Genomic DNA, 23,521 nt, shown 5'->3' on the forward strand with positions numbered 1-23,521 from the left:
CCAAATTACTCACCCCTTCCCAATTTAATGTTAGTATAACTATACCACACTTCAAACCGTACAGTCAACGTACCGGTTTATATAGTTGGAGCAGAAAGCAACTGTCAAGTTTAACAAAGGCAACAAAAAAGGATCTAGAGCTTAAGAAGTTGTCTCTAGATCCCCTTAGGATTATCGGGTTAAAATAACTGGTCCGTCTTTGGTTATGATTAACGTATGTTCGTACTGAGCCACAAAACTTTTTTCTGTAACAAATGTCCAGCCGTCATCAAGTTGAAATACTTCTTCATCATGGGTTGAGATGAAGGGTTCGAAGGCAATAACCATCCCTTCCTTTAACAAACCATTATCAGAAGTTTCATTATAATTATAAATATATTCTGGTGGTTCATGAATGGTACGTCCAATTCCGTGTCCCGTTAGATTTTTAATGACTGTTAATCCATGATTTCTTGCGGTTTGGAAGACTACTTTACCCATTCCATTTATTTTAGAGCCTGGTTTGGCCTTTTTAAGACCGGCTTCAAAGGCTTCCTTTGCCACTTCACAAATTTTGCTTAAAATTTCTTCGCCTTCTCCAACGACAATCGAGATCCCTGTATCAGCAAAATAACCGTTCTTTGAACCGGAAACATCGATATTTACAAGGTCCCCTTCTTTAATCACTCGGTGACTCGGAATTCCATGAGCTACTTCTTCGTTTACACTAATACACGTAAATCCAGGAAAATCATATTCGCCTTTTGGAGCTGAGACTGCTCCTTCCTTTTCAAATAACGCAGCAGCTATATCATCAAGTTCTTTAGTGGTAATCCCAGGTACCGCTTTTTGCACTAATTCATCGCGAATTGCAGCTACAATTCTGCCAATTTCCTTCAAGCCATTAAAATCTTCTTCCGTTTTTGCAATCATTCTTTTTCCCACCTATAATTTTTATCTTATAACGTTCACTTATTAGATTGTACATTTATCCTTAGGTAAAATCCAAGGATAACAATTTATAAGGGCTAAAAGGACAAAAAAAAACAGAGTCAACACGGCTACTCTGTATTTGTTTCCATCATAATGTTTTTATTTTTTTGATAAAATTTATTTCGAGTTGAAATTTTTCGAAGATTTCTTTGTAAGTGGAATTAATTAAGAGTGGAAAGAGATTTTCAATCGCTTCATCGTAATTTTGGCCTAAAGCTTCCCTAAGAAAGACATATTCATGAAAAAGCAGTGCTTTTTCAAAATCTATCCCTAGTTCGTGTAAACCTTTGTATAATTCCTTCTTAGGTATTTTTAAAATCTTTTTAAATATTTTAATGTTTTTATCAATGAATTTTTCTTCTATATAACGCGTGACATAGTCTGTATACACCATTTGACCAATTGTATTGGTTTCATTTTTGGAGTACTTGAAGCCAATCACTCGGTCTTCTTTATTTTCACGGATGATAAAGGTTTTACTACCTCGCAAATGGGAAATAAAATTTTTGACGCTCTTATCAAATATTTTATCAAATTGAATGATCTTTTGTAGTTTAACGGCAAAGTCAGTATGCTCTTCCCCAATTACAAATAAACGGTCCACAATCGGTAAAAGTTTTAATACCCCCTCCGACAATTGACTGGAGGCATCATAAATGATGATATCATATTCATTTTTCATTAATTTTACTTTTCGTTTTTGTTCCGTTACGGTTAATTTTGAAAATTCATGGATGAGCTCATTTGAAGTCTGCTCTTTTTCTAAGGTTCCGTAGGAAATAAATGCAGCAGATACATTTGTATTTAATTTGAGCCAATTGTATATGGATAAGGCTAATTCAGTAACACCTGATTTTTCTTTTGGAGAGTAAAAGCCAACTAAATACATGTCCCTCACATGCCTTTTATTTAAATAATATTCAAAAGGCAAATAAGTGTTAAAGACAACTATTAAACATTTTTTATTTTATGAAAGTTTATCTAATTCACATTCCTAAAAAAGTGATGTGTTAAAATAAATCTATTGTAAAAATTCTTATTACTGACAGGGGGTTCCGATGAAGAAAATGAATGGTATGGATATTCAATCATGGCTCGAGAGCAAACAGCTTCCATTGTTAGATAATCTCAAGACATTAAATGAAGTATTTTGGGTGAATCCGAACTTAAAAAAGGCACAGCTTGGAATTAACAACTCTCCCCTTACGGCAGCGGATATCAAGGATGCGGAGGAAAGATTAAATCGGTTTGCTCCCTTTCTCGCGTTAGTTTTTCCGGAAACCAAAGCAGCTAATGGGATCATTGAATCTCCATTAGTGAGAATCCCGTCTATGCAGCAAAAATTAGCGCACAATTTCGGTCCGCCTATTTTAGGTGATTTATTATTAAAATGTGATAGCCACCTGCCTATCTCAGGCTCAATTAAAGCAAGAGGCGGGATTTATGAAATCCTCAAACATGCAGAAGAATTGGCTTTAGCACATCAAATGCTAACCATTCATGATGATTATTCCAAATTAGCTAGTAAAAAATTCCTATCCTTCTTTTCTCAATATTCGATAGCTGTTGGTTCAACTGGAAATTTGGGTTTAAGTATTGGGATCATCAGTGCTAAATTAGGGTTTAAGGTAACTGTACATATGTCTGCCGACGCAAAACAATGGAAAAAGGACTTACTTCGCAGTAAAAATGTCATGGTCATTGAATACGAGGAGGATTATAGCAAAGCTGTCGAGCAAGGCCGAATTCAAGCGGAAGCAGATCCTCGTTGTTATTTTGTCGATGATGAAAACTCCCGTGATTTATTTTTAGGATATGCAGTGGCCGCCTCCCGGTTGAAGAACCAGCTGGATCAGTTAGAGATTCAAGTCGATGAAAATCACCCGTTGTTTGTATACCTGCCCTGTGGTGTTGGCGGTGGTCCAGGTGGAGTTGCGTTTGGTTTGAAACAATTGTTTAAAGATAACGTTCACTGTTTCTTTGCAGAACCAACCCATTCTCCTTGTATGTTACTCGGCTTAATGACAGGATTACATGATCAAATTTCTGTCCAAGATATCGGAATTGATAATATAACCGATGCAGATGGACTTGCAGTCGGCAGGGCATCGGGATTTGTTGGTAAAATAATCGAACCTTTTCTGAGTGGAAGTTATACGATTCATGACGAACATTTATACAAATTACTAAAAGACCTTGTTGATACCGAGGAGATTTATCTTGAGCCTTCCGCCTTAGCAGGTATGATGGGACCCATAATCTTATCTAACGAGGGAAAAGATTACTTAGAGAAGCATGATTTAGTGAAAAAAATGCGAAATGCCACCCATATTATTTGGGCAACAGGCGGAAGTATGGTCCCTAAAGAAATGATGGAAGAATATTATCAAAAAGGATCAAGATAAAGTGAAAAAACCATTAATTATTTCCATATTAATATCTATTGGAATATTTATTGTGTTGTCTCCTGTATTGATTCGTTTAGTTTCCTATTTACACCCCATCGTTTTAGGAGTTGTCTTATTATGTATTATGGGGATGGACTTATTGCTGGTTTTACTAATCAGAAAGGAAAAGATTTCTATTCCCTATCCATTATTTTTAGGTTTGATAACTCTCTATACCGTTGCACTTGTGATTTTATTATTTTTTCGACCCAACGATCAAAGCTATAATTCAATAAATCTTGTTCCCTTTTCCACTATAACATTTTATTTGTCAGGAAAAGTGAATTGGTTAATCGCTTTTTATAACCTAGCTGCTAATATTGGTTTGTTTATTCCCTACGGCCTATTCCTAAGATTTAAACGTTTATCTCTGCGGAAGGCATTATTAACTGCCTTCCTGATGATTGCATGCATTGAAGGTTTGCAATTTGTATCTCAACGCGGCAGCTTAGATATTGATGATTTGATTTTGAACGTTTTGGGAGTTTACCTGGGTTGTGTTCTATTCCCCTTTATTCAGCAAGTGGTGCAGATTGAATTAAATAAAGGACCCATCGAATGATGAGTCCTATTTTTTTTATTAAAATATCATCCTGCAAATACGAGCAATAGCCATATATATAAGCTAATTAAGGTGAAAATCAATGTGGCAGGAATGACAACAATGGTAACTTTTATATATTCCATCCAAGTTATTTTAATTTTATTCGTCTTTAAAATATGCATCCACAGTAGTGTGGCAAGAGTACCGATTGGAAGGATCAGTGAGCCGATGTCACTGCCTATGATGTTTGATAAGTAAACGGTTTTCGTTAATAGGGGATCTAGTCCCATGTCCGTTAAAGCAAAGGTTGAAATCATTAAGGCAGGATGATTGTTAAAGATATTGGAAAGAAAGGCGGTTATCACACCCATGGTTAAACTTGCATGGAGCAAACTATCATTGACGATCGGTTTTAGATAGGTTAATAGGAAATGCGATAATCCAATATTGTGTAAACCATACATAATGACATACATACTAAAGGCGAATATTAAGATATGCCACGGAATTTTTCCGACTACGTCTTTTGGGTTTACTTTTAAGTAAATCCATCTCCAAATCAATAAGATTATAGATCCACATACAGCAACCAAAGAGACGGAGATACCAATAAAAGATGCGACGAAAAGACTAATCCTGACAAGGAATACGAAGATAAGCATATTGATCATGAGCTTCTTTTGCTGATTAAATAAATTTTCTGACCCTGGTTGTAGTGGATGGTATGATCGGTTTTTTTGGAGTGGGATTGAGTAGGAGTGAAAGCGGATTTCTTTTGGAATATCTTTCTTGAATACTAGGAATAATAAGTAGGATAAAAATAGTAATCCTAGTACTCCAGGAACAAACATCATTTCCGTTTGAATGTACAAATCCATACCTATAATTTTCAACGCGATTAGATTAACAATATTACTAACACCTATCGGGGCACTTGAGGCAGTCGCAATTAGTGCGCCACTTAATAGGAATGGGATCTTTTGTTGATTTTTTAACTTCAGATTATTTAAAATTAAAATCAAAATTGGTGTTGTAATTAAAATACTTCCATCGTTGTTAAAAAATAGTGTCATTAAAAAGCAAAGTAATAAGGTATTCCAAAATAATCGAATGCCAGATCCTTTTGAAATTTTTAACATTAAAGCTGCTGTCCAACTAAAAAAGCCAAAACTTTCGAGTACAATCGCCATAACGATCGTGGCTATGATGGTAATAGCTGCCCCCGTAACCTTTGAACTTATATCGAGTAAATCTCCTATTGAAACGCTGCCACTTATAAAGACGAGAATGGCCCCTAATGTAGCTGGTATTGCTTCGTTCATATTTTTGGGACGGATAAAGATCAGGACCATTGTTAGAAAAAAAGCAAAGATGGTGATAAATACCGTCGATTGATGATACATAAAAGTTTATTTACTCCCTTCACTTAAGCTTCCTTCTTGATTTTCCGTTTCTTTTATTTCTTTTTTTCTTGTCCTTGCTTCATAGTACGTCCCATTGTGAAGGCTTGTTCTAAACGAATGCCTCGTATTTTGATAAATCAGCAAGTATCTAGAAATAATTTCAAAAATCATTCTAGATTTTTACCTATTTTTTTATTAATAGACGAATGTCACACAGGCTTTTTTCTAGGTTTATGTACAAGAAATGAACAAAAAACCGATACTTTTGAAAGTATCGGTTGCTGTTGTTAATGCTTTTTACCTTTTGGACCTTTTGGACCTTTTTTCCCCTTACTACCGTGGCTGCCGCTGCTACCACTGCCTGAACTTCCGTGACTACCAGAGCTTCCGCTGCCTGAACTTCCATGACTACCAGAGCTTCCGCTGCCTGAACTTCCATGACTACCAGAGCTTCCGCTGCCTGAACTTCCTGAGCTACCAGAGCTTCCGCTGCCTGAACTTCCGTGACTGCCAGAGCTTCCACTGCCTGAACTTCCTGAGCTACCAGAGCTTCCGCTGCCTGAACTTCCGTGGCTACCAGAGCTTCCGCTTCCAGAACTTCCGTGACTACCAGAGCTTCCTGAACTACCTGAACTTCCTGAGCTTCCTGAACTTCCTGAGCTTCCTGAACTTCCGCTGCTTCCTTTTTTTCCTTTAGGTCCTTTTGGTCCTTTTGGTTTTTTGCCGCTACCGCTGCTACCACTACTACCGCTTCCAGAGCTTCCAGAGCTTCCAGAGCTTCCGGAGCTTCCTGAGCTTCCGGAGCTTCCTGAGCTTCCAGAGCTTCCAGAGCTTCCGGAGCTTCCAGAGCTTCCGGAGCTTCCAGAGCTTCCAGAGCTTCCTGTGCTATCGCATCCGCATGTTCCGCAACTACTGCTGCTTCCGCTACCAGAGCTACCAGAACTTCCAGAGCTACCAGAACTTCCAGAACTACCTGAGCTACCTGAGCTACCTGAGCTTCCAGAACTACCTGAACTACCTGAACTACCTGAACTTCCTGAGCTACCTGAACTTCCTGAGCTACCTGAACTTCCGCTGCTTCCTTTTTTTCCTTTAGGCCCTTTAGGCCCTTTTGGTTTTTTGTGACTGCCGCTACTTCCGCTACTTCCACTACTTCCACTACCGCTCTTACCACTGCCAGAGCTTCCACTGCCGCTTTTACCGCTGCCACTCTTACCGCTGCCAGAACTTCCACTGCTGCTTTTGTTGCTTCCGCTCTTACCACTGCCAGAGCTTCCACTGCTGCTTTTGCTGCTTCCGCTCTTACCGCTGCCAGTAGATCCTGAACTTCCTGAACTTGATTTATTGTTACCTCCTTTTTTACCTACAGGATTATTATCTAAAAAACCTACAACACCATTTTCTTTAGCTTGTGAAAGTAAATGTTCAATATCAAGCTTTAGTACCATTTTTCCACCACTTTCTTAACAATTTTTTCTTTTCTATTTCAATTTATGAAGTTTTCTTCCATTTGACATAGACAATCATATAATTTTAGTCTCATTTTTTTTAAGTTTTTGCACACAAACACCCACACAAATGCATATATCTAGAAAAAATGTTATTTAGGAGAATTCAAGTGTTAAAATATGATATTTTAATTAATCCTAAGTGGTTAAGAAAATTGGAAAAAGACATTTGGAATGATGAATTAGTACCTGCTGAATTAAAAATAGGAGAAAATCGGTACAGTATTAAACTTTCTTATCGAGGAAATGTGATAAGGGATAAGAAAAAAAGATCCTATCGAATTGTTTTTCAAAAACCGTACAAGGTCAATGGGGCACATGAAATTCACCTCAATGCCGAATTTTCAGATGTATCATTAAGCAGAAACAAATTATCGCTCGATTTTTTCGATCGAATTGGCGTCATATCTCCCCGCTCTCAGCATGTTTTACTGTATATTAATGGATATAGTAAGGGAATTTATTTAGAGATTGAATCATTTGACCAATATCTACTTGCAAAAAGAAAATTGCCAGATGGAGCTATTATTTATGCAACCAATAATCGAGCAAATTTCTCCTTATTAACTAAGAAAAAAGAAATGAAAAAACGATTAGACCAAGGATACACATTAAAATATGGTGATCAAGAAGATATCCATGATTTACAGAACTTTATTGCTATGATTAATACGTTAAGTAATGAAGACTTTGAAAAAATAATCCCACAAGTACTTGATGTAGAGAAATATTTAAGATGGGTATCTGGGGCTGTGTGTGTGCAGAATTATGATGGTTTTATCCATAATTACGCATTGTATAAAAATGGTAAAACTGGACTATATGAAATCTCTCCTTGGGATTATGATGGGACCTGGGGAAGAAACCTTCACGGCAGGAAGCTTGACTATGACTATGTTCCATTAACTGGATACAACACGCTTTCTGCAAGACTTTTTCACTTTCCACGCTTTAGAAACCAATACAATGATATCCTAACAAATATTTTGGTAAACGACTTTACTCTAGATGTCCAAAGACCTGTTATTAATGACTTATTCGACTCGTTAAAACCACACATGAGACTTGATCCGTTTATAAACTCTACAGCTGAATCATTAGAGCAAGAAAAAAAGGTTTATTTTAATTTTATTAAAAAAAGAAACGCGTTTCTTAAGAAAGAATTATCATCTTTTATAAAGGTAAAGAGTATATGAAATTCAATCATATACTTTTTTTTGCCTATTTTTTCCCAAAACAGGAAAAAAAGGCTACTTTATTAGTACAACATCATCCCGTGATACATATAGATGCAGTGTAAATGTTTATTTAATTTAAAGGAGGATAATTCTTTTATGGAAAAAGAGATGATGAATTTATTTGTGGGCAAAACAATCAAGGTAGATCGCGGAGGGCCCGAATCAAGAAGTGGGAGATTACTAGCTGTTTTAGATGATTTTTTTGTCCTTTTAACTGAAAGCGATGGTGTCGTTTACTATAAGATGAATCACATTAGAAGCATTACAGAAAGTGCTAAAGACGATATGAAGTTCGATTTAAAGGTCCCAAAAAAATTGGATTTTAAATCAGCTGAAACCTTTGTAAAGCTTTTAGAAAGCATCAGATTTCAATGGGTAAGAATTAATCGTGGAGGTCCTGAATCATTTGAAGGTGTTCTGAGCGAAGTAAACAAACACTTTGCTTCCCTGATTGTTAAAGAAGAAGTTGTCCGTGTGTCGATGAAACACATTCGAAACGTAAGCTACGGACTAGTGGTTGATAAAAAAGGTAATGACGGTGACGAAAATTAGTAAAAAAAAGTCGCTTCTCCATAAGAGGAGCGACCCATTATCTCTTAAGGAGGATAACTATGGGGTTAGATAAATTTTCAGCTGCATTAGATTTATTAAAAGGCTTTGAAGTAAATCTATTTGTAGGTGAAGACGTATTTAAAGGAAAATTAATCGGTGTTGAGGCTGACCATGTTGTGTTAGAAACAGAAGATAAATACATTTTTTATTATAACATTGAAAAAATTCAAGCCATTACCAAAAACACAAGATCGTTCAAGCCTGATAAAACGACTGCCAAGTTTCAAAAAACACAGAGTTTAAAAGATTTACTCCAATCGTTTCAGCATACTTGGGTAACGATATTAACTATTAACAAGCAAAGATTTACTGGTGTGTTAAGTGAAATCGATACTGACTTTGCTACGTTAATTAACGGTGAAGAACGAATCTTAATTAAATTAACACATGTGTCCAACATTCTCAAAGGATTTATTAAAGAAGAAACTGTCAAGACATCATCATCAAAAGATAACGAGAAAAATGAAGATTCTGATAATAAAAAGAACTCCAAAGATCAATCATCTTCTTCCTCTAAAAAGGATGATTCTGATAAAGATGATTCCAAAAAAGATAAAAAAACAAAGTCAGAATCAAAAGATGATTCCAAAAAAGATGAGAAATCAAAGTCAGAATCAAAAGATGATTCCAAAAAAGATGAGAAATCAAAGTCAGAATCTAAAGATGAAAGCAATAGCTCTGATAAGAAACAAAAGTCCGAAAAGTCCGACAAAAAACATGAAGCAGCCATCAAAGAGGACTATGTTGATCCAAATAATACCATGGTATGGTCACAACCAATAAAAATTGAAGCAACAAGGGTTCAATCCAAGGATGTGATCACATCTAATTTCTTAAAGATTAAAAATTCTCAGACAGAAGTTAAGGACTCATCTAAAATTATGGCTGAAATGAAAAAGTCAAAAGATGATATGAGTACTAAAGATAAAAAGTCTGAAGAAGTTAAGTCGAGCAAATCGAAAGATAGCGATCAATCGAAGGACATGAAAGAAGTAAAAGAAGCAGTTACAATTCAAATAACAGATAATATACCAGCACCACCGTTAAAATTACAAATGAGTGACGGAAAATCAACAAAAACACAAGAGAAAGCTAAATCTGCCACTTCATCAAACCAAGCAACGAAGAAAACAGAAAATACCAAAACAGTTGAAACAACAACTACTAATAACAGTCAAAATGGATGGAAACAAAAAGAGCAAGAGCAAAAGGTATTTCGTTTTGCTGGTGAACCAGTAAATCGTGATGACCAAAGAGCATTCCCTTTTGCAGGATGGCCAAACAGAAACAACCGGACATCATTGTTCTAATTTAATGATATGATAATAAAAAATGATTAGTAATATATGTTTATTCCCCCTTATTCCCCCTGTTAAAATCCCCAAACACCATACAAATATGAGCTGGGCAGTTCTAACTAGGTATACATGTTATAAATGAATAGTCTTTTCAGCCCTCCTCTATTTGTAAATGGGAAAACCTAGGAAAGGATGTGAGTAAATGAAGTTGAAAGATAATATCGGAAAATATATCAAACTAGAGATTTCAGGGAAGAAATTTATTAGTGGATTACTTATTGATGTAGGCAGCGATCTATGGGTGATTTTTAATGGATATGACTACCTTTACATCCCCGCTATTCATTGCCAAAACTGGAAGTATTTACAGCAAGATGAAATTGATGAATTTACTATTAGTGAAGGCTCAACACCTATATATAATCATAACGAAGAAATCTCACTGCGAAAAACGTTGACAGCTGCTAAAGGAATTTTTACAGAAATTTATGTAACAAGTAACCAAGCGTTACATGGTTATATTATTAGTATTATGAATAATTACTTTGTTTTCTACTCGCCAATTTACAAAACCATGTTTATATCCCTTAACCATTTAAAATGGTTAATTCCCTATACAAATAATCAACGTCCCTACGGTCTAAGCAATTCAAATTTGCCAGTGAATCCAAGCAATATTACCTTTGCAAGATCGTTTGAAGTTCAAATTGAAAAGTTAACTGGTGAATTGATCGTATTTAATATCGCGGAGAACGAAAATGTTATTGGTAAGGTAAAAGAGATTAAGGATAATTTTGTGGAATTGATTGGTGCAAAAGGAGATCCGGTTTTTATCAATCTTCAACATATTAAAACAATCCATATGACTTAATCCGTTATGTTAATTTTTAAATTATAATGGATTATTAGTAAACAAGCTTTTTTTAAAAAAAATAGAGTGTCTAGAGACACTCTTTTTATTAGGAAAATTATTACCTATTATATTTTTAAACTATTTTTCTTTCACGAAAGCAGTTTCTGCTTTTTGGTTAAATGTCAATAATTCAAACGCAATTCCATATAGGAACGTAACTAGGAACATGGAACCAATCATATCAAAAATGACATGCTGCTTTATAAATAGCGTTGAAATAATGATTAAAGTTCCGATAATATGGATACATAAATGGTGAATGACGTGTTTATTTTTAATATGAAGTGAAGCAAGCATGATTGAAAACGTCGTAAGCACATGGATACTTGGGAAACAATTAAATGGACGATCATGGGCGTAAATCCATTGAACAAGTTGATTGAAGACATTATCCCCTATAATGGTTGGCCTTGGGACTGTTGTTTGGAAAAAGAAATAAATAACAAAACAAATCAACTCTCCCACCACAATTAAAATTAACGTCTTCAGGTATACTTTTGTGTCTTTAAAACAAAAGTAAATAAGATAAAAAAAGATGTAAGCATACCAAATGATATAAGGTATGATAAAAATCGACAAAAACGGTATGGCCTGGTCGAAGGATGTACTTATATCGAAAGATTTATGTGAACGAGAATTTAATAATTCGTATATTTTGGCAAGAGCAGGAATGACCAGCAGTAATAGTAAGTAGGGAGCTTTTTTAATTAAGTTTTTCAAGGAAGATCCCTCCTTTAATAAATTAATAACTTTCTAGATAACTAACTTGAAAAATGTCGAACACACTCCATAATACCATATAAATGGAGAAAATAAACGAAATTTCCCAATATCATAAGAGATTTTATCTGGAAATTTCTTTCATGAATAATTTGGTGTCAGGCACCATTCGTGGACACTCCCCTTAATTTGTCCGCCTCCAGTGGACATCGTCTGCAAAAAATTTTAGAAACCCTGGTTTTGGTTTCTATCTTTCCTAATATATACCATGGATTTCCTGTGTAGCAAGGATATTTTAAAGATCTGGAAATTTATGTCTTGCGAAAGTGTCCCAGCATGAGATTATGCTAAACTAAATACAACAAACATAGTAGTTAAGGTGGTGAAACTGTGGATCGAATCATTTTATTTGATGGGGTATGTAATCTATGTAACAGCAGTGTGCAATTCATTATAAAAAGAGACACTGTTGGCTATTTTAAGTTTGCCTCGCTCCAGAGTGAATCCGGCCAGACACTTATAAAAAAATTTGGCCTGAACAATGATTTAAACAGTTTCGTACTCATCGAAAATAACAAAGTCTATCTCAAATCAAGTGCAGCACTTCGTGTTTGCAGTAAACTAGGCACAGGGTGGCGGATATTATCGATTTTCCGTTTCCTCCCTCCTTTTTTTAGGGATTTCCTTTACGACATTGTTGCAAAGAACCGCTATAAATGGTTTGGAAAAGAAGAAAGCTGTATGCTCCCTTTGCCCGAATGGAAGGAAAGATTTTTAGACTAGGCTGTTTTCGTATAGATTATTGTTATTTAGCCCGCAGTCCGAATACACTTCGCTTTCCGCGAGGGAGTTGTGAGCCTCCTCGCTCGGGGGTTTTGGTGCCAGACACCTTAAATCTAACTAATAATTTATTCCTGAAAGCATAGATATTATTAATACTATTTTTTTACAGCAGGAGGGTCTAAATGGAGATTGTTGTTAGACAAGGAGATTCTCTATGGCATTACAGCCAGATGTTTCAGGTTAACTTACAGTTAATAAATGATTCCAACCCTAGGATTGACCCGAATAACCTTTCTGTCGGTCAACAGGTTCGCATTCCAGGTTTTTCTGCCAAGGAATATCAGATTCGCCCCGGAGACTCTTTATGGAGCATTGCTCAAAACATGAATCTTCCTCTAGAAGCAATGGAGCTGGTTAATCCAGAATTAAATGAGGCAAACCTCAACTCTGGGCAAATGATAAAGGTTCCTACACGGGTGAACAGGAGATTAGTTAAAAGTGGACAAAGATATGATTACAGCAAGCTGCTGAACGATATGAACAGATTAAAAAAGGCCTATCCATTTTTGCAAATATCATCAATCGGAAAGTCAGTACTTGGAAAAGAAATTCCCGAGATAAGGATTGGGACTGGTGAAAAAAAGGTTCATTATAATGGTTCCTTTCATGCCAATGAATGGATAACCTCCCTGATCATTATGACGTTTTTAAATGACTATTTATTATCTATTACAAATCATTATCCGATTCGAGGACTCCATTCGTTTCCCCTTTACCAACAAACTACCTTATCAATCGTCCCAATGGTAAATCCAGATGGAGTCGACCTTGTCTTAAACGGTCCTCCTGAAAATGAAAAATGGCAAAAAAGAGTGGTTAATTTTAATAAAGGAAGTACAGACTTTACGGAATGGAAAGCAAATATTAGAGGTGTCGACCTCAATGACCAATTCCCAGCCCGATGGGAATTAGAGAAGGAGCGGAACCCAAATGAGCCTGGACCAAGAGACTATGTCGGGGAAAAACCTTTAGTAGAGCCCGAAGCCATTGCTATGGCGAAACTGACCAAAGAGCGAGATTTTTCACGTGTGCTGGCCTTCCATACACAAGGTGAGGTCATCTATTGGGGATTTGAAAACCTTGAGCCTGTTGAGTCAGAAGGAATCGTCAAAGAATTTGCACGAGTCAGCGGGTATGAACCGGTCAAAACCATTAAAAGCTATGCGGGTTACAAGGACTGGTTTATCCAAGATTGGCAGCGAACGGGGTTTACGATTGAGCTCGGCCGTGGAATTAATCCACTTCCGCTGTCAATGTTCGATGATATTTATAAAAAATCCCTAGGAATTTTCTTGGCAGGACTTTATATGTAAAACAGGAGGCCTGAAAATTTCCCGCCTCCTTTCTCTTTGGAAAGATTAAGATTCTGTATGATATAAAATTATTTTTTACTTAAGGCTCACGCCCCCTGATACGATGCCTTATGGAACCTTTCAATGTACTTAAACAGTTCCTCACCGTGTTCAGGTATATTGGTGTCAGGCACCAATTTTAAAAACATAGCTCGATAGGATTCAGGGACCCATATGTAATCGTGAATGTATTCTGTTAATGTAAAACCGCACTTTTCCCAAAACTGATTTCTTGCCAATGTTTCAGGCGTATTGGCTGATTCTACTTCAATCACTAGACTTTTCACCTTTCCTTTAGTTAATGACCAGTCTTGAATATATTTCATCATTTTCATCCCAATCCCGCGATGCTGCCAATGGGAATGGACGGCTAAATAATCAATGATTAAAGCGTCGGTTCCTTCCAGCTTCCCTGTCAATGCCATGGCCACTACCTGACTCTCCATAATCCCTATATGTAAGTAACAAAGTCCTTTCCGGAACATATTACCTATGATCTTCTCCGGCTTTGCTCCCTTTCCATCAAATGCTTGATGGTAAATGGCGCTTATTTTGTCGTTCCATAGCTTTTCATCCCAATGATCAATTGTTTTAAGTTCCAAGGTCTGCCTGCCTCCTACGCCTTTTATATTACCAAATTACCCAGTAATTTCATTTTTTATAAAAAAAGGGACCTTTGAATTATTCAAAGGTCCAAATGAGGACTTGGTGGTCTATGCCAAGTCCCTAATTAGGAGGTCTAAACTCAGAAGAATTTAAACACCTTTATCTTACCATTTTCCAAATATTCATTCAATCATTATTGCTTTAAAGTGGAAAAGTGGTTCGAAAGACATAGAAAATAAACAAGTTCCACCATAATCGAACTTCATTCCCCCTCTCCCCCTTTTTTTAAATTTCCTAGTTGACATACTTGTATATACAAGCTAGAATGAAAACGTAATCAAAACTTGTATATACAAGCAGCAACCACTTTATGAAACCGTACACATCGCCTGTATATAGAGTGAAAAAAATAGAAGATATAAAATGGGGATATTCCCATAAAACAGGGGGAAAGACAAATGACGAAATACACAGATCCTTCAAAAGATCTCTTAAAACACATTGGCGGTAAAGAAAACATTGCTGCCGTTACCCATTGTGTGACAAGAATGCGCTTTGTTTTAAACGATCCAAGCAAAGCAAACATTAAAGAAATTGAATCCATTAAACTGGTAAAAGGTACATTTACCCAAGCTGGGCAATTCCAGGTCATTATTGGTAACGAAGTACCTAGCTTTTATAATGAATTTGTTAAAATTGCTGGCGTAGATGGCACATCCAAAGAAGAAGCAAAAGTGGCAGCAAAGCAAAATATGAACTGGCTGCAACGTATGATGGCTCACCTTGCTGATATCTTCACGCCATTAATTCCGGCGCTTGTTGTCGGTGGTTTAATCCTAGGCTTTAGAAACATCATCGGTGATATTAAATTGCTTGATGGTGGAACAAAATCGATTATCGAGGTTTCTCAATTCTGGGCAGGTGTCCATTCGTTCCTTTGGCTGATTGGTGAAGCGGTATTCCACTTCCTTCCTGTCGGAATTACCTGGTCGGTTACGAAAAAAATGGGTGGTTCACAAATCCTTGGTATCGTTCTTGGGATTACACTCGTTTCTCCGCAATTGCTTAATGCCTATGCCGTAGCGGGTGCAAAAGATATTCCAGTCTGGGATTTCGGATTTGCAAAAATTGAAATGATTGGTTATCAAGCACAGGTAATCCCTGCAATCTTAGCCGGATTATTACTTGCTTTCTTAGAAACAAGATTACGTAAGGTTGTCCCAAATTCCATTTCGATGATTGTTGTACCGTTCCTTGCATTAATTCCAACTGTTTTAATCGCTCATACAGTATTAGGCCCAATCGGCTGGAGCATCGGTTCCGGAATTTCTCATGTGGTTTATTCAAGCTTAACTTCTGCATTTGGCTGGATTTTTGCGGCAATCTTTGGATTTGCTTATGCCCCACTTGTTATTACAGGATTGCACCACATGACGAATGCCATTGATTTGCAATTAATGAGTGAGCTTGGCGGAACCAACCTATGGCCAATGATTGCTTTATCTAATATTGCTCAAGGTTCGGCAGTACTTGCGATGATTTACATCAATCGTAAAAATGAAGAAGAAAAACAAGTCTCTATTCCTGCAGCCATCTCTTGTTACCTTGGTGTAACTGAGCCAGCAATGTTCGGGATTAACTTAAAGTATGGCTTCCCCTTCCTTGCTGCTATGATTGGTTCTATGATTGCAGGCGTTGTATCCGTTGCTAGTCACGTTATGGCGAATTCAATCGGTGTCGGCGGTCTTCCTGGGATCCTTTCGATTCAGGCACAGCACATGACGATGTTTGCTATTGCAATGTTTATAGCAATTGCCGTTCCATTCATCTTAACGATTGTATTTGCTAAAACACGCATGAATAAATTTACTTTTAAAAAATAACATGAACATCACATATGGAGGAGGGAGCACAAACTCCCTCCTTTTCTCCATGAAGAACTACAATTTAACTAGGAAGGTGTAGGAGATGACAACAGCATGGTGGAAAAAAGCAGTCGTCTATCAGATTTACCCAAAAAGTTTTAATGATACCACCGGGAATGGTACCGGAGATATCCAAGGCATCATTGAAAAATTAGACTATCTAAAAGAACTCGGGGTAGACGTTCTCTGGCTAACTCCCATCTACAAATCCCCCCAACGGGATAATGGCTACGATATTAGTGATTATTACTCGATTCATGAAGAATATGGTACCATGGAGGACTTTGACCGTTTGTTAGTAGAAGCCCACAAACGCGGATTAAAAATCATTATGGATATCGTTATTAATCACACTTCAACAGAGCATGAGTGGTTTAAACAAGCAAGAAGCTCGAAAGATAATCCTTATCGTGACTTTTATATCTGGAAAGACGGCAAGAATGGTGAGGCGCCGACGAACTGGGAATCTAAATTTGGTGGTTCAGCATGGGAATATGACGAGAAAACTAACCAGTATTATCTTCATTTATTTGATGTTACCCAAGCTGACCTTAACTGGGAAAATGAAAAGCTTCGTGCCGCTCTATACGAAATGATGCACTTTTGGTTAAAAAAAGGTGTTGATGGCTTCCGCCTCGATGTCATTAATTTAATTTCCAAAGACCAAAATTTTCCACAGGACAACAGTGATGGCCGTAAATTCTATACAGATGGACCAAAGATACATCAATTTTTACATGAAATGAATGAACAAGTTTTTTCGAAATACGATATTATGACTGTTGGTGAAATGTCATCAACATCGATTGATAACTGTATTAAGTACACGAACCCAACGCAGCAAGAATTAAACATGACCTTTAGCTTCTATCATTTAAAGGTCGATTATCCAAATGGTGATAAATGGACGAAAGCAGACTTTGACTTTCATTCCTTAAAACAAATTTTATCTGACTGGCAAGTGGGAATGAACCAAGGCGGCGGCTGGAATGCCCTCTTCTGGTGTAATCATGACCAACCACGAGTGGTGTCTCGTTTCGGCGATGATGAAAAATATCATAAAGAGTCAGCGAAAATGTTGGCAACTGCCCTTCATCTGCTCCAAGGAACACCTTACATTTATCAGGGGGAAGAAATTGGGATGACCAACCCAAACTTCAACTCCATTGATGAATATCGTGATGTTGAATCTTTGAATATCTTTAACATTAAGAAAGATGACGGAATGGACGAGCAGGAGATTATTGAAATTTTAAAACAAAAATCCCGTGACAATTCGAGAACACCCGTTCAATGGAATGCAACTGAACATGCAGGTTTCACAAGTGGGACTCCTTGGATTGAAACGGCTCGTAATTATCAGGAAATCAATGCGGCAAAGGCACTCAAGGATTCAGACTCGATTTTTTTCCACTATCAAAAACTGATTCAATTACGAAAACAGTATGATGTGATTACAGATGGAGAATATCAGCCTATTTCCAATCAGGATGATGTTGTGTTTGCTTATCTTCGAACAAGTGGAACAAAAACATTGCTTGTTATTAACAATTTTTATGGCAAAGAGCATCCCTTTGTCCTCCCTGCTCATTTACATCTTGATGAGTATGATAGTGAGATGTTACTCTCTAATTATGAGGATTCGCCCTCACTTGGCCAGGAGATCTCTTTGCGGCCATATGAGTCGATTGTGTATTACCTGAAAAGATGAACGGAGATGTCATTATGACGAACAAGTATCTAACAATCTATAACATCATTGTCGAGCAAATTAAAAGCGGAGCAATTCCGCCCCAAACGCTTCTCCCCTCTGAGAACGAATTAAAGGATCAATTCGAGACATCGAGAGAAACGATCAGAAAGGCATTAAATTTGCTCTCACAAAATGGCTATATCCAAAAGGTTAGAGGAAAAGGTTCGATTGTAATCGACATTAGCAAATTTGATTTTCCTGTTTCGGGCTTAGTAAGTTTTAAAGAACTGGCCAACAAAATGGGCAGTAAACCGAAAACGATCGTCAACGAGCTCGAGTTAATCAAGCCCGATGGTATAGTTAGACAGCAGCTTCAGCTGGGCAGTAAAGACCTAGTATGGAAAGTCATTCGTACCAGGGAGATGGGCGGAGAGAAAATCATCTTAGATAAAGATTTCCTAGCAAAAAAGTACGTCCCTTCCCTCACTGAAGAAATTTGCGCGGATTCCATTTATCAATATATTGAAAATGATTTAAATCTGACCATTAGCTTTGCCAAAAAGGAAATTGTTGTGGAGGAGCCATCACCCGAGGATCGTTCGCTCTTAGACCTTGAAGGCTTTCACAATATTGTCGTCATCAAAAACTATGTTTACTTAGATGACGCTACCCTTTTTCAATACACCGAATCAAGGCATCGACCCGATAAGTTTCGCTTTGTGGATTTCGCTCGAAGATCCCATTAATTTTAAAAAGGAGACCGCTTGGCAGCATTGGCGGTCTCCTTTTCCTTTCTTCCTCGTTTGGAAAGGATTTTTATTCATGAAATTGCTACAATATAAGTAACCAATTCGTGAGGTGAAAATTGTATGTGCGGCCGATTCACGTTAACAGCAACGTTCGAAGAAATCATCGATCGTTTCGATATTCAAGCATTTATAGACCAAGAAAATTATCAACCCAGTTATAATATTGCCCCATCTCAGGGTGTCCTTGCCGTAATCAATGATGGAAGGTCCAATCGAATGGGATTTTTAAAATGGGGCCTGGTTCCGCCTTGGGCAAAGGATCCGGCCATTGGTCATAAGATGATTAATGCCCGAGCAGAGACTTTAGCCGAAAAGCCCAGTTTTCGAAAAGCCTTCCAAAAAAAGCGTTGTTTAATCATCGCAGACAGCTTTTATGAATGGAAACGTCATGAGGATAAAAGCAAAACCCCCATGCGGATTAAACTAAAGTCCGATGATTTATTTGCCATGGCGGGCGTATGGGAAGCGTGGAAATCCCCCGAAGGAAAAACGCTCTACACTTGTTCTGTAATCACAACCGGACCCAATGAACTAATGAAAGATATTCATGACCGAATGCCCGTTATTTTGAAGCCAGACGATGAAAAAATATGGCTGGACCCTTCTTTATCTGATGCTAGGGATTTAAATAAATTACTCGTCCCGTTCGATGAAACCTTAATGGAGACCTATGAAGTATCTTCCTTAGTGAACTCACCGAAAAATAACTCAATCGGGCTTATTCAAAAAATTTGTTAATCCTTTTAAAAAAAATAGGCTTATATTTTAATAAATATTTTTTCAATATGGACAGGTTTACTACATGCAAGTACAAGCTTTTACATATTCTGTATTAACCCATAAAAGTTTTCCTTCTTTAGAAAGTGGTTCGACCACTTTCTTTTTTTTGTGGAAAAAAATGGGCAGTGCATCTCGTTTGGAGATATAATGGCAGTAAGGAGAATAATGGATGAGAGGGGCATTTCTATGGACCAGATCGTTGAAAAATTTAAAGACATCCCCACAACCTGTTTATCGGATGCGATGGAAGGCTTAAATAACCTGCACCCTGCGATTAAACCGCTACAAGAAGCATATAAGCTTGCAGGAAGAGCATTAACTGTAAAGATACCCGTCGGTGATAACCTTGCTGTTCTAAAGGCTATTCGCGCGTCAAAACCCGGGGATATTATCGTCATTGACGCCAAAGGAGATCTTTACCGAGCTATTGCTGGTGATTTTGTTATTGGAATGGCTCAAACACTGGGGGTTGGAGGATTTGTTGTGGATGGTGTAATTCGTGACATAGCGGGGATTAAAGCATTGAACTTCCCTGTTTTCGCTAGGGGCACAACAGTCGCTGCAAGCGGTAAAGCCGGGGTTGGAGAAATAAATATCCCTATTTCATGCGGAGGAATGACAGTACATCCAGGCGATATGGTTGTGGGTGACGCGGACGGCGTCGTCGTCATTCCGCAAAGGGTTGAACAAGAAGTATTAGAAGGATCGTTGAAAAAATTAAAAAAGGATCAAATAAGAGAAGAAACGATTTCTGGAAATCGCGATGCCATTCTAAAACATTTAGATGAACTTATAAACAAATAAAACCAAAAGGATGCCATGACTAGCATCCTTTTTTTAGATAGAATAGTAATAAAAGTAGTTCGATTCCCTTTCAAACCCAATTTTTTCATAAAGGCGTTGGGCATTATGATTCTCCTTACCTGTTTCAAGCATAATGCCTTTTGCTCCTGTATCTTTTGCAAACTGAATGGCCTTTTGGATGAGTTTCTCCCCTGCCCCTTTTCCGCGAAATTGTTCTTTCACATACAAATCATTTAATATCCATGATCGCATCATGCTTACCGATGAAAAGGTCGGGTATAACTGAACAAAACCAACGGGAATGCTCTCTTCAACTGCCAGAAAAACAACAGACTCCTCGTTCACTAACCTTGCTTTTAAAAACTCTCTTGCCCCCTCCAAGTCTGACTTTTGCTCATAAAACTCCCTGTATAAATCAAACAGTTCCGTCACCGACTCTAGATCATTCATTGTCGCTTTTTCAATGATCATTATAAATTCCTCCTTAACAAGATCAGTTTACTAGTCTTCGAGATCGATTGATTTTCAAAAAATATAGAAGGATTATTTCAGGTGAATACAGAATATTAAAATAATATCATTCAACCACAAGATTTGTTCGTTTGTTCATTGCTCAATTAGAATATTTGCCTTGGAGGAAATCAACATGAACAGTTTGGACGTTAGGCGCACATTGTTTGAAAGAATGATTCCTTTTAATCATAAGTTAGCACCACTATTCATTCGGGATAGTTTACATTCTATCATTCCAGAAGGTACAGAACATATTTTCGTGATGGGAATTGGTTCAAATGTTATAAATGGTGACAGCCTTGGACCATTTGTTGGTACCTTACTTCATAATCTCTATCCCAAACATTTAACTATATTCGGAAACCTCCAGTCACCCTTAGACGCACAAACACTTATCCCGCAGGTTTCTGGGATTACTCTGCCGAAAAATAGTTTTGTCATTGCTATTGATAGTGTTCTAGGTTCAGAAAGAATCGTAAACTCCATTGTTGTTCGTGACGGCTCCATCCTGCCAGGATCAGGGTTAGGGAAAAACCTTCCACAGATTGGAGATTGCAGCATTATGGGTGTTGTCTTGGAAAACAATCCCACATTGGAATGTTCGCTGCTCTCGACCAACCTCCATCTTATTTACACAATGGCTACAAATATTGCGAAAGGGATATCACTAGCCGTAAGACAATATTATAAATATCCTTCGATTCATCCACTTTTGCAACATAGCTAGAAATCGATTCAAACGATTTATGGACCATATTAATAATATCAGATTTCTCAATTTATTGAAATTTTAGAATCGTATTTTTTAGAAACAAAATAGCCCGGAGCTGCCCCCGGACTCTCGACATTTTTTAGTGTTTATATACTACTGCTCTTGGTCCCATAAATAATTTACAACTGCATCATATTGTTCCTTTGATAAGGAACCTGGAGCAGACTTAGGCATTTTCTTTGCTACAAAACTATAAAGATCTTCTTTCTTTTGAAAATCGGCATGAATTTTCGTTGAATCCAGTTTTACTTGACCACCAGTAATGTCACCTGAACTATGGCAGGTGATACAGCTTTTTTGAAAGATGTCATCGCCTGCAGACGCTGTAGCCGGTTCACTTGCAGGTTTGTTTGCTGGTTCCTTTGATGATTCATCATCACTACAAGCGCTCATTAAAGCAATCATTAAAATAGATAAAACCAAACCGAAAATCCTTTTCAAGCTTTCACCCCTTTTTTTTTAGTTTCCTAGGGGATTGCCTTCTTATTGGAAATAGCGTCCTTTAGGCAATCACTTAGGTGAAAATAACATAGTCTATGACATCATATTTCTAAAGTCCTATGTTTATTCCAGTATTAATACTATGTTTAAGGTACCTTAATTCAAAGAAAAAAAGGATAGATCAAAGCAGAAAACCTGCCTTAATCTATCCTTTTTCTTATTTATTCATTTTCGGAATCTTCTTTATTGAACCAAAGTGGGTCATTATTGTCCTCTTCCCCATTATAGTTGATAAGGATTTCTTCCCCTGCTTTAATGTCTTTGTATGCGTAAAAGTCGAATGTGTGATTTGGAAAATTAATTTCATACGTAGCATTGGGCTCATACGAATGGTTAAAGAGCATCCCATATCCTAAAAGAAGCGCAGTATGGTTAATTCCATATTCAAATGCATAATCTGCAAGCAGCGTTTTCTCAATATGAACATGTTCCTCATTAGGATAAGGAATAACTGGTGCTTCATGAATCAGTTCACCTTTTGCGATATCACGCGTCGCAAATACCCCTCGATTTAATTCCCCATCACTAAGCTTAGAAGTTTTAATCTCAATCATGTTAATCACCTATTAATTTCTTTCCAATGAAGTTTTTAATCTTAATATAGCTTGCCATTAACTAAAGAAGAAAGCAAATGTTTTTTCCTTCCACCTTTATTTATGCTGGTGCCTGACACCCTTTCAGAAAAAACTCATTGTTCAAAAAATGTCAAAAAATATTTCTTATTGGCAACCTGATGAAAAGGTTATTTTTTGAAGTGGGAAAACATAATATAGGAATATACGTTCGCAACAGGAGGCGGTTACATGGGGAAAAACGATGTTTCTTTGATTACTGGTGAAATGTTGATGAAATATTACGAGCTGAATAAGCAAAAGAAAGAAATTGAATTGGAAATGAATGAACTAAAGGATACCTTTCAACATTACTTTAATAATTTAGTTGGTTCTGATCATAAAGGCGAAATTACCATAAGCGGTTATAAACTCCAACGGCAAATTCGAAAAACAGAGAAATATAATGAAGTGGAAACCATTAAAAGATTAGAAGACTTACAGATGAACGAACTTATCCAGGTAGTGAAAAAGCCAGATGATGCCAAAATCAAGGCGGCCCTTCATTTAGGGTTATTAAATCCTGAACATTTAGAGGGATGTATTATTTCAACTATCTCCCCTGCTATCACAGTGAAACCAATCACTCCAAGATAACTTATAAAAGCTCCCGCATTTTTGATGCGGGGGCTTTTTGTTCATAAAAACGTTGTAAAA

General features: G+C 37.1%; 24 protein-coding genes. 15 read left to right on the top strand and 9 right to left on the bottom strand.

Annotation, left to right across the window (positions count from 1 at the left end):
- Positions 1–171: 171 nt before the first annotated feature.
- Entirely contained in the window at positions 172–912 is a 741-nt protein-coding gene (gene map, locus ACJ004_RS05895; protein WP_410891762.1) for a type I methionyl aminopeptidase, read from the bottom strand.
- A 148-nt stretch (positions 913–1,060) separates the two neighbouring features.
- A complete protein-coding gene (locus ACJ004_RS05900) occupies positions 1,061–1,861 on the bottom strand; it encodes a hypothetical protein (protein WP_410891763.1) in 801 nt (266 codons plus the stop codon).
- A 169-nt stretch (positions 1,862–2,030) separates the two neighbouring features.
- Between ACJ004_RS05900 and dsdA the strand changes: the two genes are divergently transcribed.
- Together dsdA and ACJ004_RS05910 are read left to right on the top strand one after the other, a co-directional pair.
- The gene (gene dsdA, locus ACJ004_RS05905) at positions 2,031–3,377 is read left to right on the top strand and encodes a D-serine ammonia-lyase (protein WP_410891764.1); all 1,347 of its coding nucleotides are present in this window, start codon (positions 2,031–2,033) and stop codon (positions 3,375–3,377) included.
- 1 nt (position 3,378) lies between these two features.
- Positions 3,379–3,981, top strand: coding sequence for a VanZ family protein (locus ACJ004_RS05910; protein ID WP_410891765.1), 603 nt, complete (start codon positions 3,379–3,381; stop codon positions 3,979–3,981).
- Positions 3,982–4,007: 26 nt separating this feature from the next.
- Here the strand turns inward: ACJ004_RS05910 and ACJ004_RS05915 are convergent, their stop codons facing one another.
- Together ACJ004_RS05915 and ACJ004_RS05920 are read right to left on the bottom strand one after the other, a co-directional pair.
- Positions 4,008–5,366, bottom strand: coding sequence for an arsenic transporter (locus tag ACJ004_RS05915; RefSeq protein WP_410891766.1), 1,359 nt, complete (start codon positions 5,364–5,366; stop codon positions 4,008–4,010).
- Positions 5,367–5,550: 184 nt separating this feature from the next.
- On the bottom strand, positions 5,551–6,630 hold the full coding sequence (locus ACJ004_RS05920) for a hypothetical protein (RefSeq protein WP_410891768.1): 1,080 nt from the start codon (positions 6,628–6,630) through the stop codon (positions 5,551–5,553).
- Between the two features lie 354 nt (positions 6,631–6,984).
- Between ACJ004_RS05920 and ACJ004_RS05925 the strand changes: the two genes are divergently transcribed.
- The 4 genes from ACJ004_RS05925 to ACJ004_RS05940 all read left to right on the top strand — a co-directional run bounded on the left by ACJ004_RS05925 (position 6,985) and on the right by ACJ004_RS05940 (position 10,893).
- Positions 6,985–8,070, top strand: a complete 1,086-nt coding sequence (locus ACJ004_RS05925; RefSeq protein WP_410891769.1) for a CotH kinase family protein — start codon at positions 6,985–6,987, stop codon at positions 8,068–8,070.
- A gap of 138 nt (positions 8,071–8,208) precedes the next feature.
- Positions 8,209–8,664 carry a hypothetical protein gene (locus tag ACJ004_RS05930; protein WP_410891771.1) on the top strand — a complete coding sequence of 152 codons (456 nt, stop codon included), beginning with the start codon at positions 8,209–8,211 and terminating at the stop codon, positions 8,662–8,664.
- Between the two features lie 59 nt (positions 8,665–8,723).
- Entirely contained in the window at positions 8,724–10,034 is a 1,311-nt protein-coding gene (locus ACJ004_RS05935) for a hypothetical protein (RefSeq protein WP_410891772.1), read from the top strand.
- 190 nt (positions 10,035–10,224) lie between these two features.
- Positions 10,225–10,893, top strand: coding sequence for a DUF2642 domain-containing protein (locus ACJ004_RS05940; RefSeq protein WP_410891774.1), 669 nt, complete (start codon positions 10,225–10,227; stop codon positions 10,891–10,893).
- A 120-nt stretch (positions 10,894–11,013) separates the two neighbouring features.
- Here ACJ004_RS05940 and ACJ004_RS05945 read toward each other — a convergent pair whose 3' ends face one another.
- A complete protein-coding gene (locus ACJ004_RS05945) occupies positions 11,014–11,655 on the bottom strand; it encodes a phosphatase PAP2 family protein (protein ID WP_410891775.1) in 642 nt (213 codons plus the stop codon).
- A gap of 390 nt (positions 11,656–12,045) precedes the next feature.
- Here ACJ004_RS05945 and ACJ004_RS05950 point away from each other — a divergent pair, with 390 nt between their 5' ends.
- Positions 12,046–12,438 (top strand): thiol-disulfide oxidoreductase DCC family protein, encoded by a 393-nt coding sequence (locus ACJ004_RS05950; protein WP_410891776.1) that lies wholly within the window; start codon positions 12,046–12,048, stop codon positions 12,436–12,438.
- Positions 12,439–12,620: 182 nt separating this feature from the next.
- Positions 12,621–13,811: a M14 family metallopeptidase gene (locus ACJ004_RS05955; RefSeq protein ID WP_410891777.1), complete on the top strand. Its 1,191-nt coding sequence runs from the start codon at positions 12,621–12,623 to the stop codon at positions 13,809–13,811.
- A gap of 86 nt (positions 13,812–13,897) precedes the next feature.
- Here ACJ004_RS05955 and ACJ004_RS05960 read toward each other — a convergent pair whose 3' ends face one another.
- Complete coding sequence (locus ACJ004_RS05960) at positions 13,898–14,452, bottom strand: GNAT family N-acetyltransferase (protein ID WP_410891778.1); 555 nt, start codon at positions 14,450–14,452, stop codon at positions 13,898–13,900.
- Between the two features lie 462 nt (positions 14,453–14,914).
- Between ACJ004_RS05960 and treP the strand changes: the two genes are divergently transcribed.
- From treP to ACJ004_RS05985, 5 genes are all read left to right on the top strand, one after another.
- Positions 14,915–16,339, top strand: a complete 1,425-nt coding sequence (gene treP / locus ACJ004_RS05965; RefSeq protein ID WP_410891779.1) for a PTS system trehalose-specific EIIBC component — start codon at positions 14,915–14,917, stop codon at positions 16,337–16,339.
- An 85-nt stretch (positions 16,340–16,424) separates the two neighbouring features.
- Positions 16,425–18,092, top strand: coding sequence for an alpha,alpha-phosphotrehalase (treC, locus tag ACJ004_RS05970; protein ID WP_410891780.1), 1,668 nt, complete (start codon positions 16,425–16,427; stop codon positions 18,090–18,092).
- A gap of 14 nt (positions 18,093–18,106) precedes the next feature.
- Positions 18,107–18,820, top strand: a complete 714-nt coding sequence (gene treR / locus ACJ004_RS05975; RefSeq protein WP_410891782.1) for a trehalose operon repressor — start codon at positions 18,107–18,109, stop codon at positions 18,818–18,820.
- A 123-nt stretch (positions 18,821–18,943) separates the two neighbouring features.
- Positions 18,944–19,621 carry an SOS response-associated peptidase gene (locus ACJ004_RS05980; protein ID WP_410891783.1) on the top strand — a complete coding sequence of 226 codons (678 nt, stop codon included), beginning with the start codon at positions 18,944–18,946 and terminating at the stop codon, positions 19,619–19,621.
- A gap of 228 nt (positions 19,622–19,849) precedes the next feature.
- Positions 19,850–20,467, top strand: coding sequence for an RraA family protein (locus tag ACJ004_RS05985; protein WP_410891784.1), 618 nt, complete (start codon positions 19,850–19,852; stop codon positions 20,465–20,467).
- Positions 20,468–20,500: 33 nt separating this feature from the next.
- Here the strand turns inward: ACJ004_RS05985 and ACJ004_RS05990 are convergent, their stop codons facing one another.
- Complete coding sequence (locus ACJ004_RS05990) at positions 20,501–20,938, bottom strand: GNAT family N-acetyltransferase (RefSeq protein ID WP_410891785.1); 438 nt, start codon at positions 20,936–20,938, stop codon at positions 20,501–20,503.
- Between the two features lie 175 nt (positions 20,939–21,113).
- Between ACJ004_RS05990 and yyaC the strand changes: the two genes are divergently transcribed.
- Entirely contained in the window at positions 21,114–21,707 is a 594-nt protein-coding gene (gene yyaC, locus ACJ004_RS05995) for a spore protease YyaC (protein WP_410891786.1), read from the top strand.
- Positions 21,708–21,845: 138 nt separating this feature from the next.
- Here the strand turns inward: yyaC and ACJ004_RS06000 are convergent, their stop codons facing one another.
- Positions 21,846–22,193 carry a c-type cytochrome gene (locus ACJ004_RS06000; RefSeq protein ID WP_410891787.1) on the bottom strand — a complete coding sequence of 116 codons (348 nt, stop codon included), beginning with the start codon at positions 22,191–22,193 and terminating at the stop codon, positions 21,846–21,848.
- Between the two features lie 221 nt (positions 22,194–22,414).
- The gene (locus ACJ004_RS06005; protein WP_410891789.1) at positions 22,415–22,807 is read right to left on the bottom strand and encodes an SET domain-containing protein; all 393 of its coding nucleotides are present in this window, start codon (positions 22,805–22,807) and stop codon (positions 22,415–22,417) included.
- A 249-nt stretch (positions 22,808–23,056) separates the two neighbouring features.
- Here ACJ004_RS06005 and ACJ004_RS06010 point away from each other — a divergent pair, with 249 nt between their 5' ends.
- On the top strand, positions 23,057–23,461 hold the full coding sequence (locus ACJ004_RS06010) for a hypothetical protein (protein ID WP_410891791.1): 405 nt from the start codon (positions 23,057–23,059) through the stop codon (positions 23,459–23,461).
- The last annotated feature ends 60 nt before the right edge of the window (positions 23,462–23,521 follow it).

Source organism: Neobacillus sp. 204, from assembly GCF_046562815.1.
GTDB lineage: Bacteria > Bacillota > Bacilli > Bacillales > Cytobacillaceae > Neobacillus.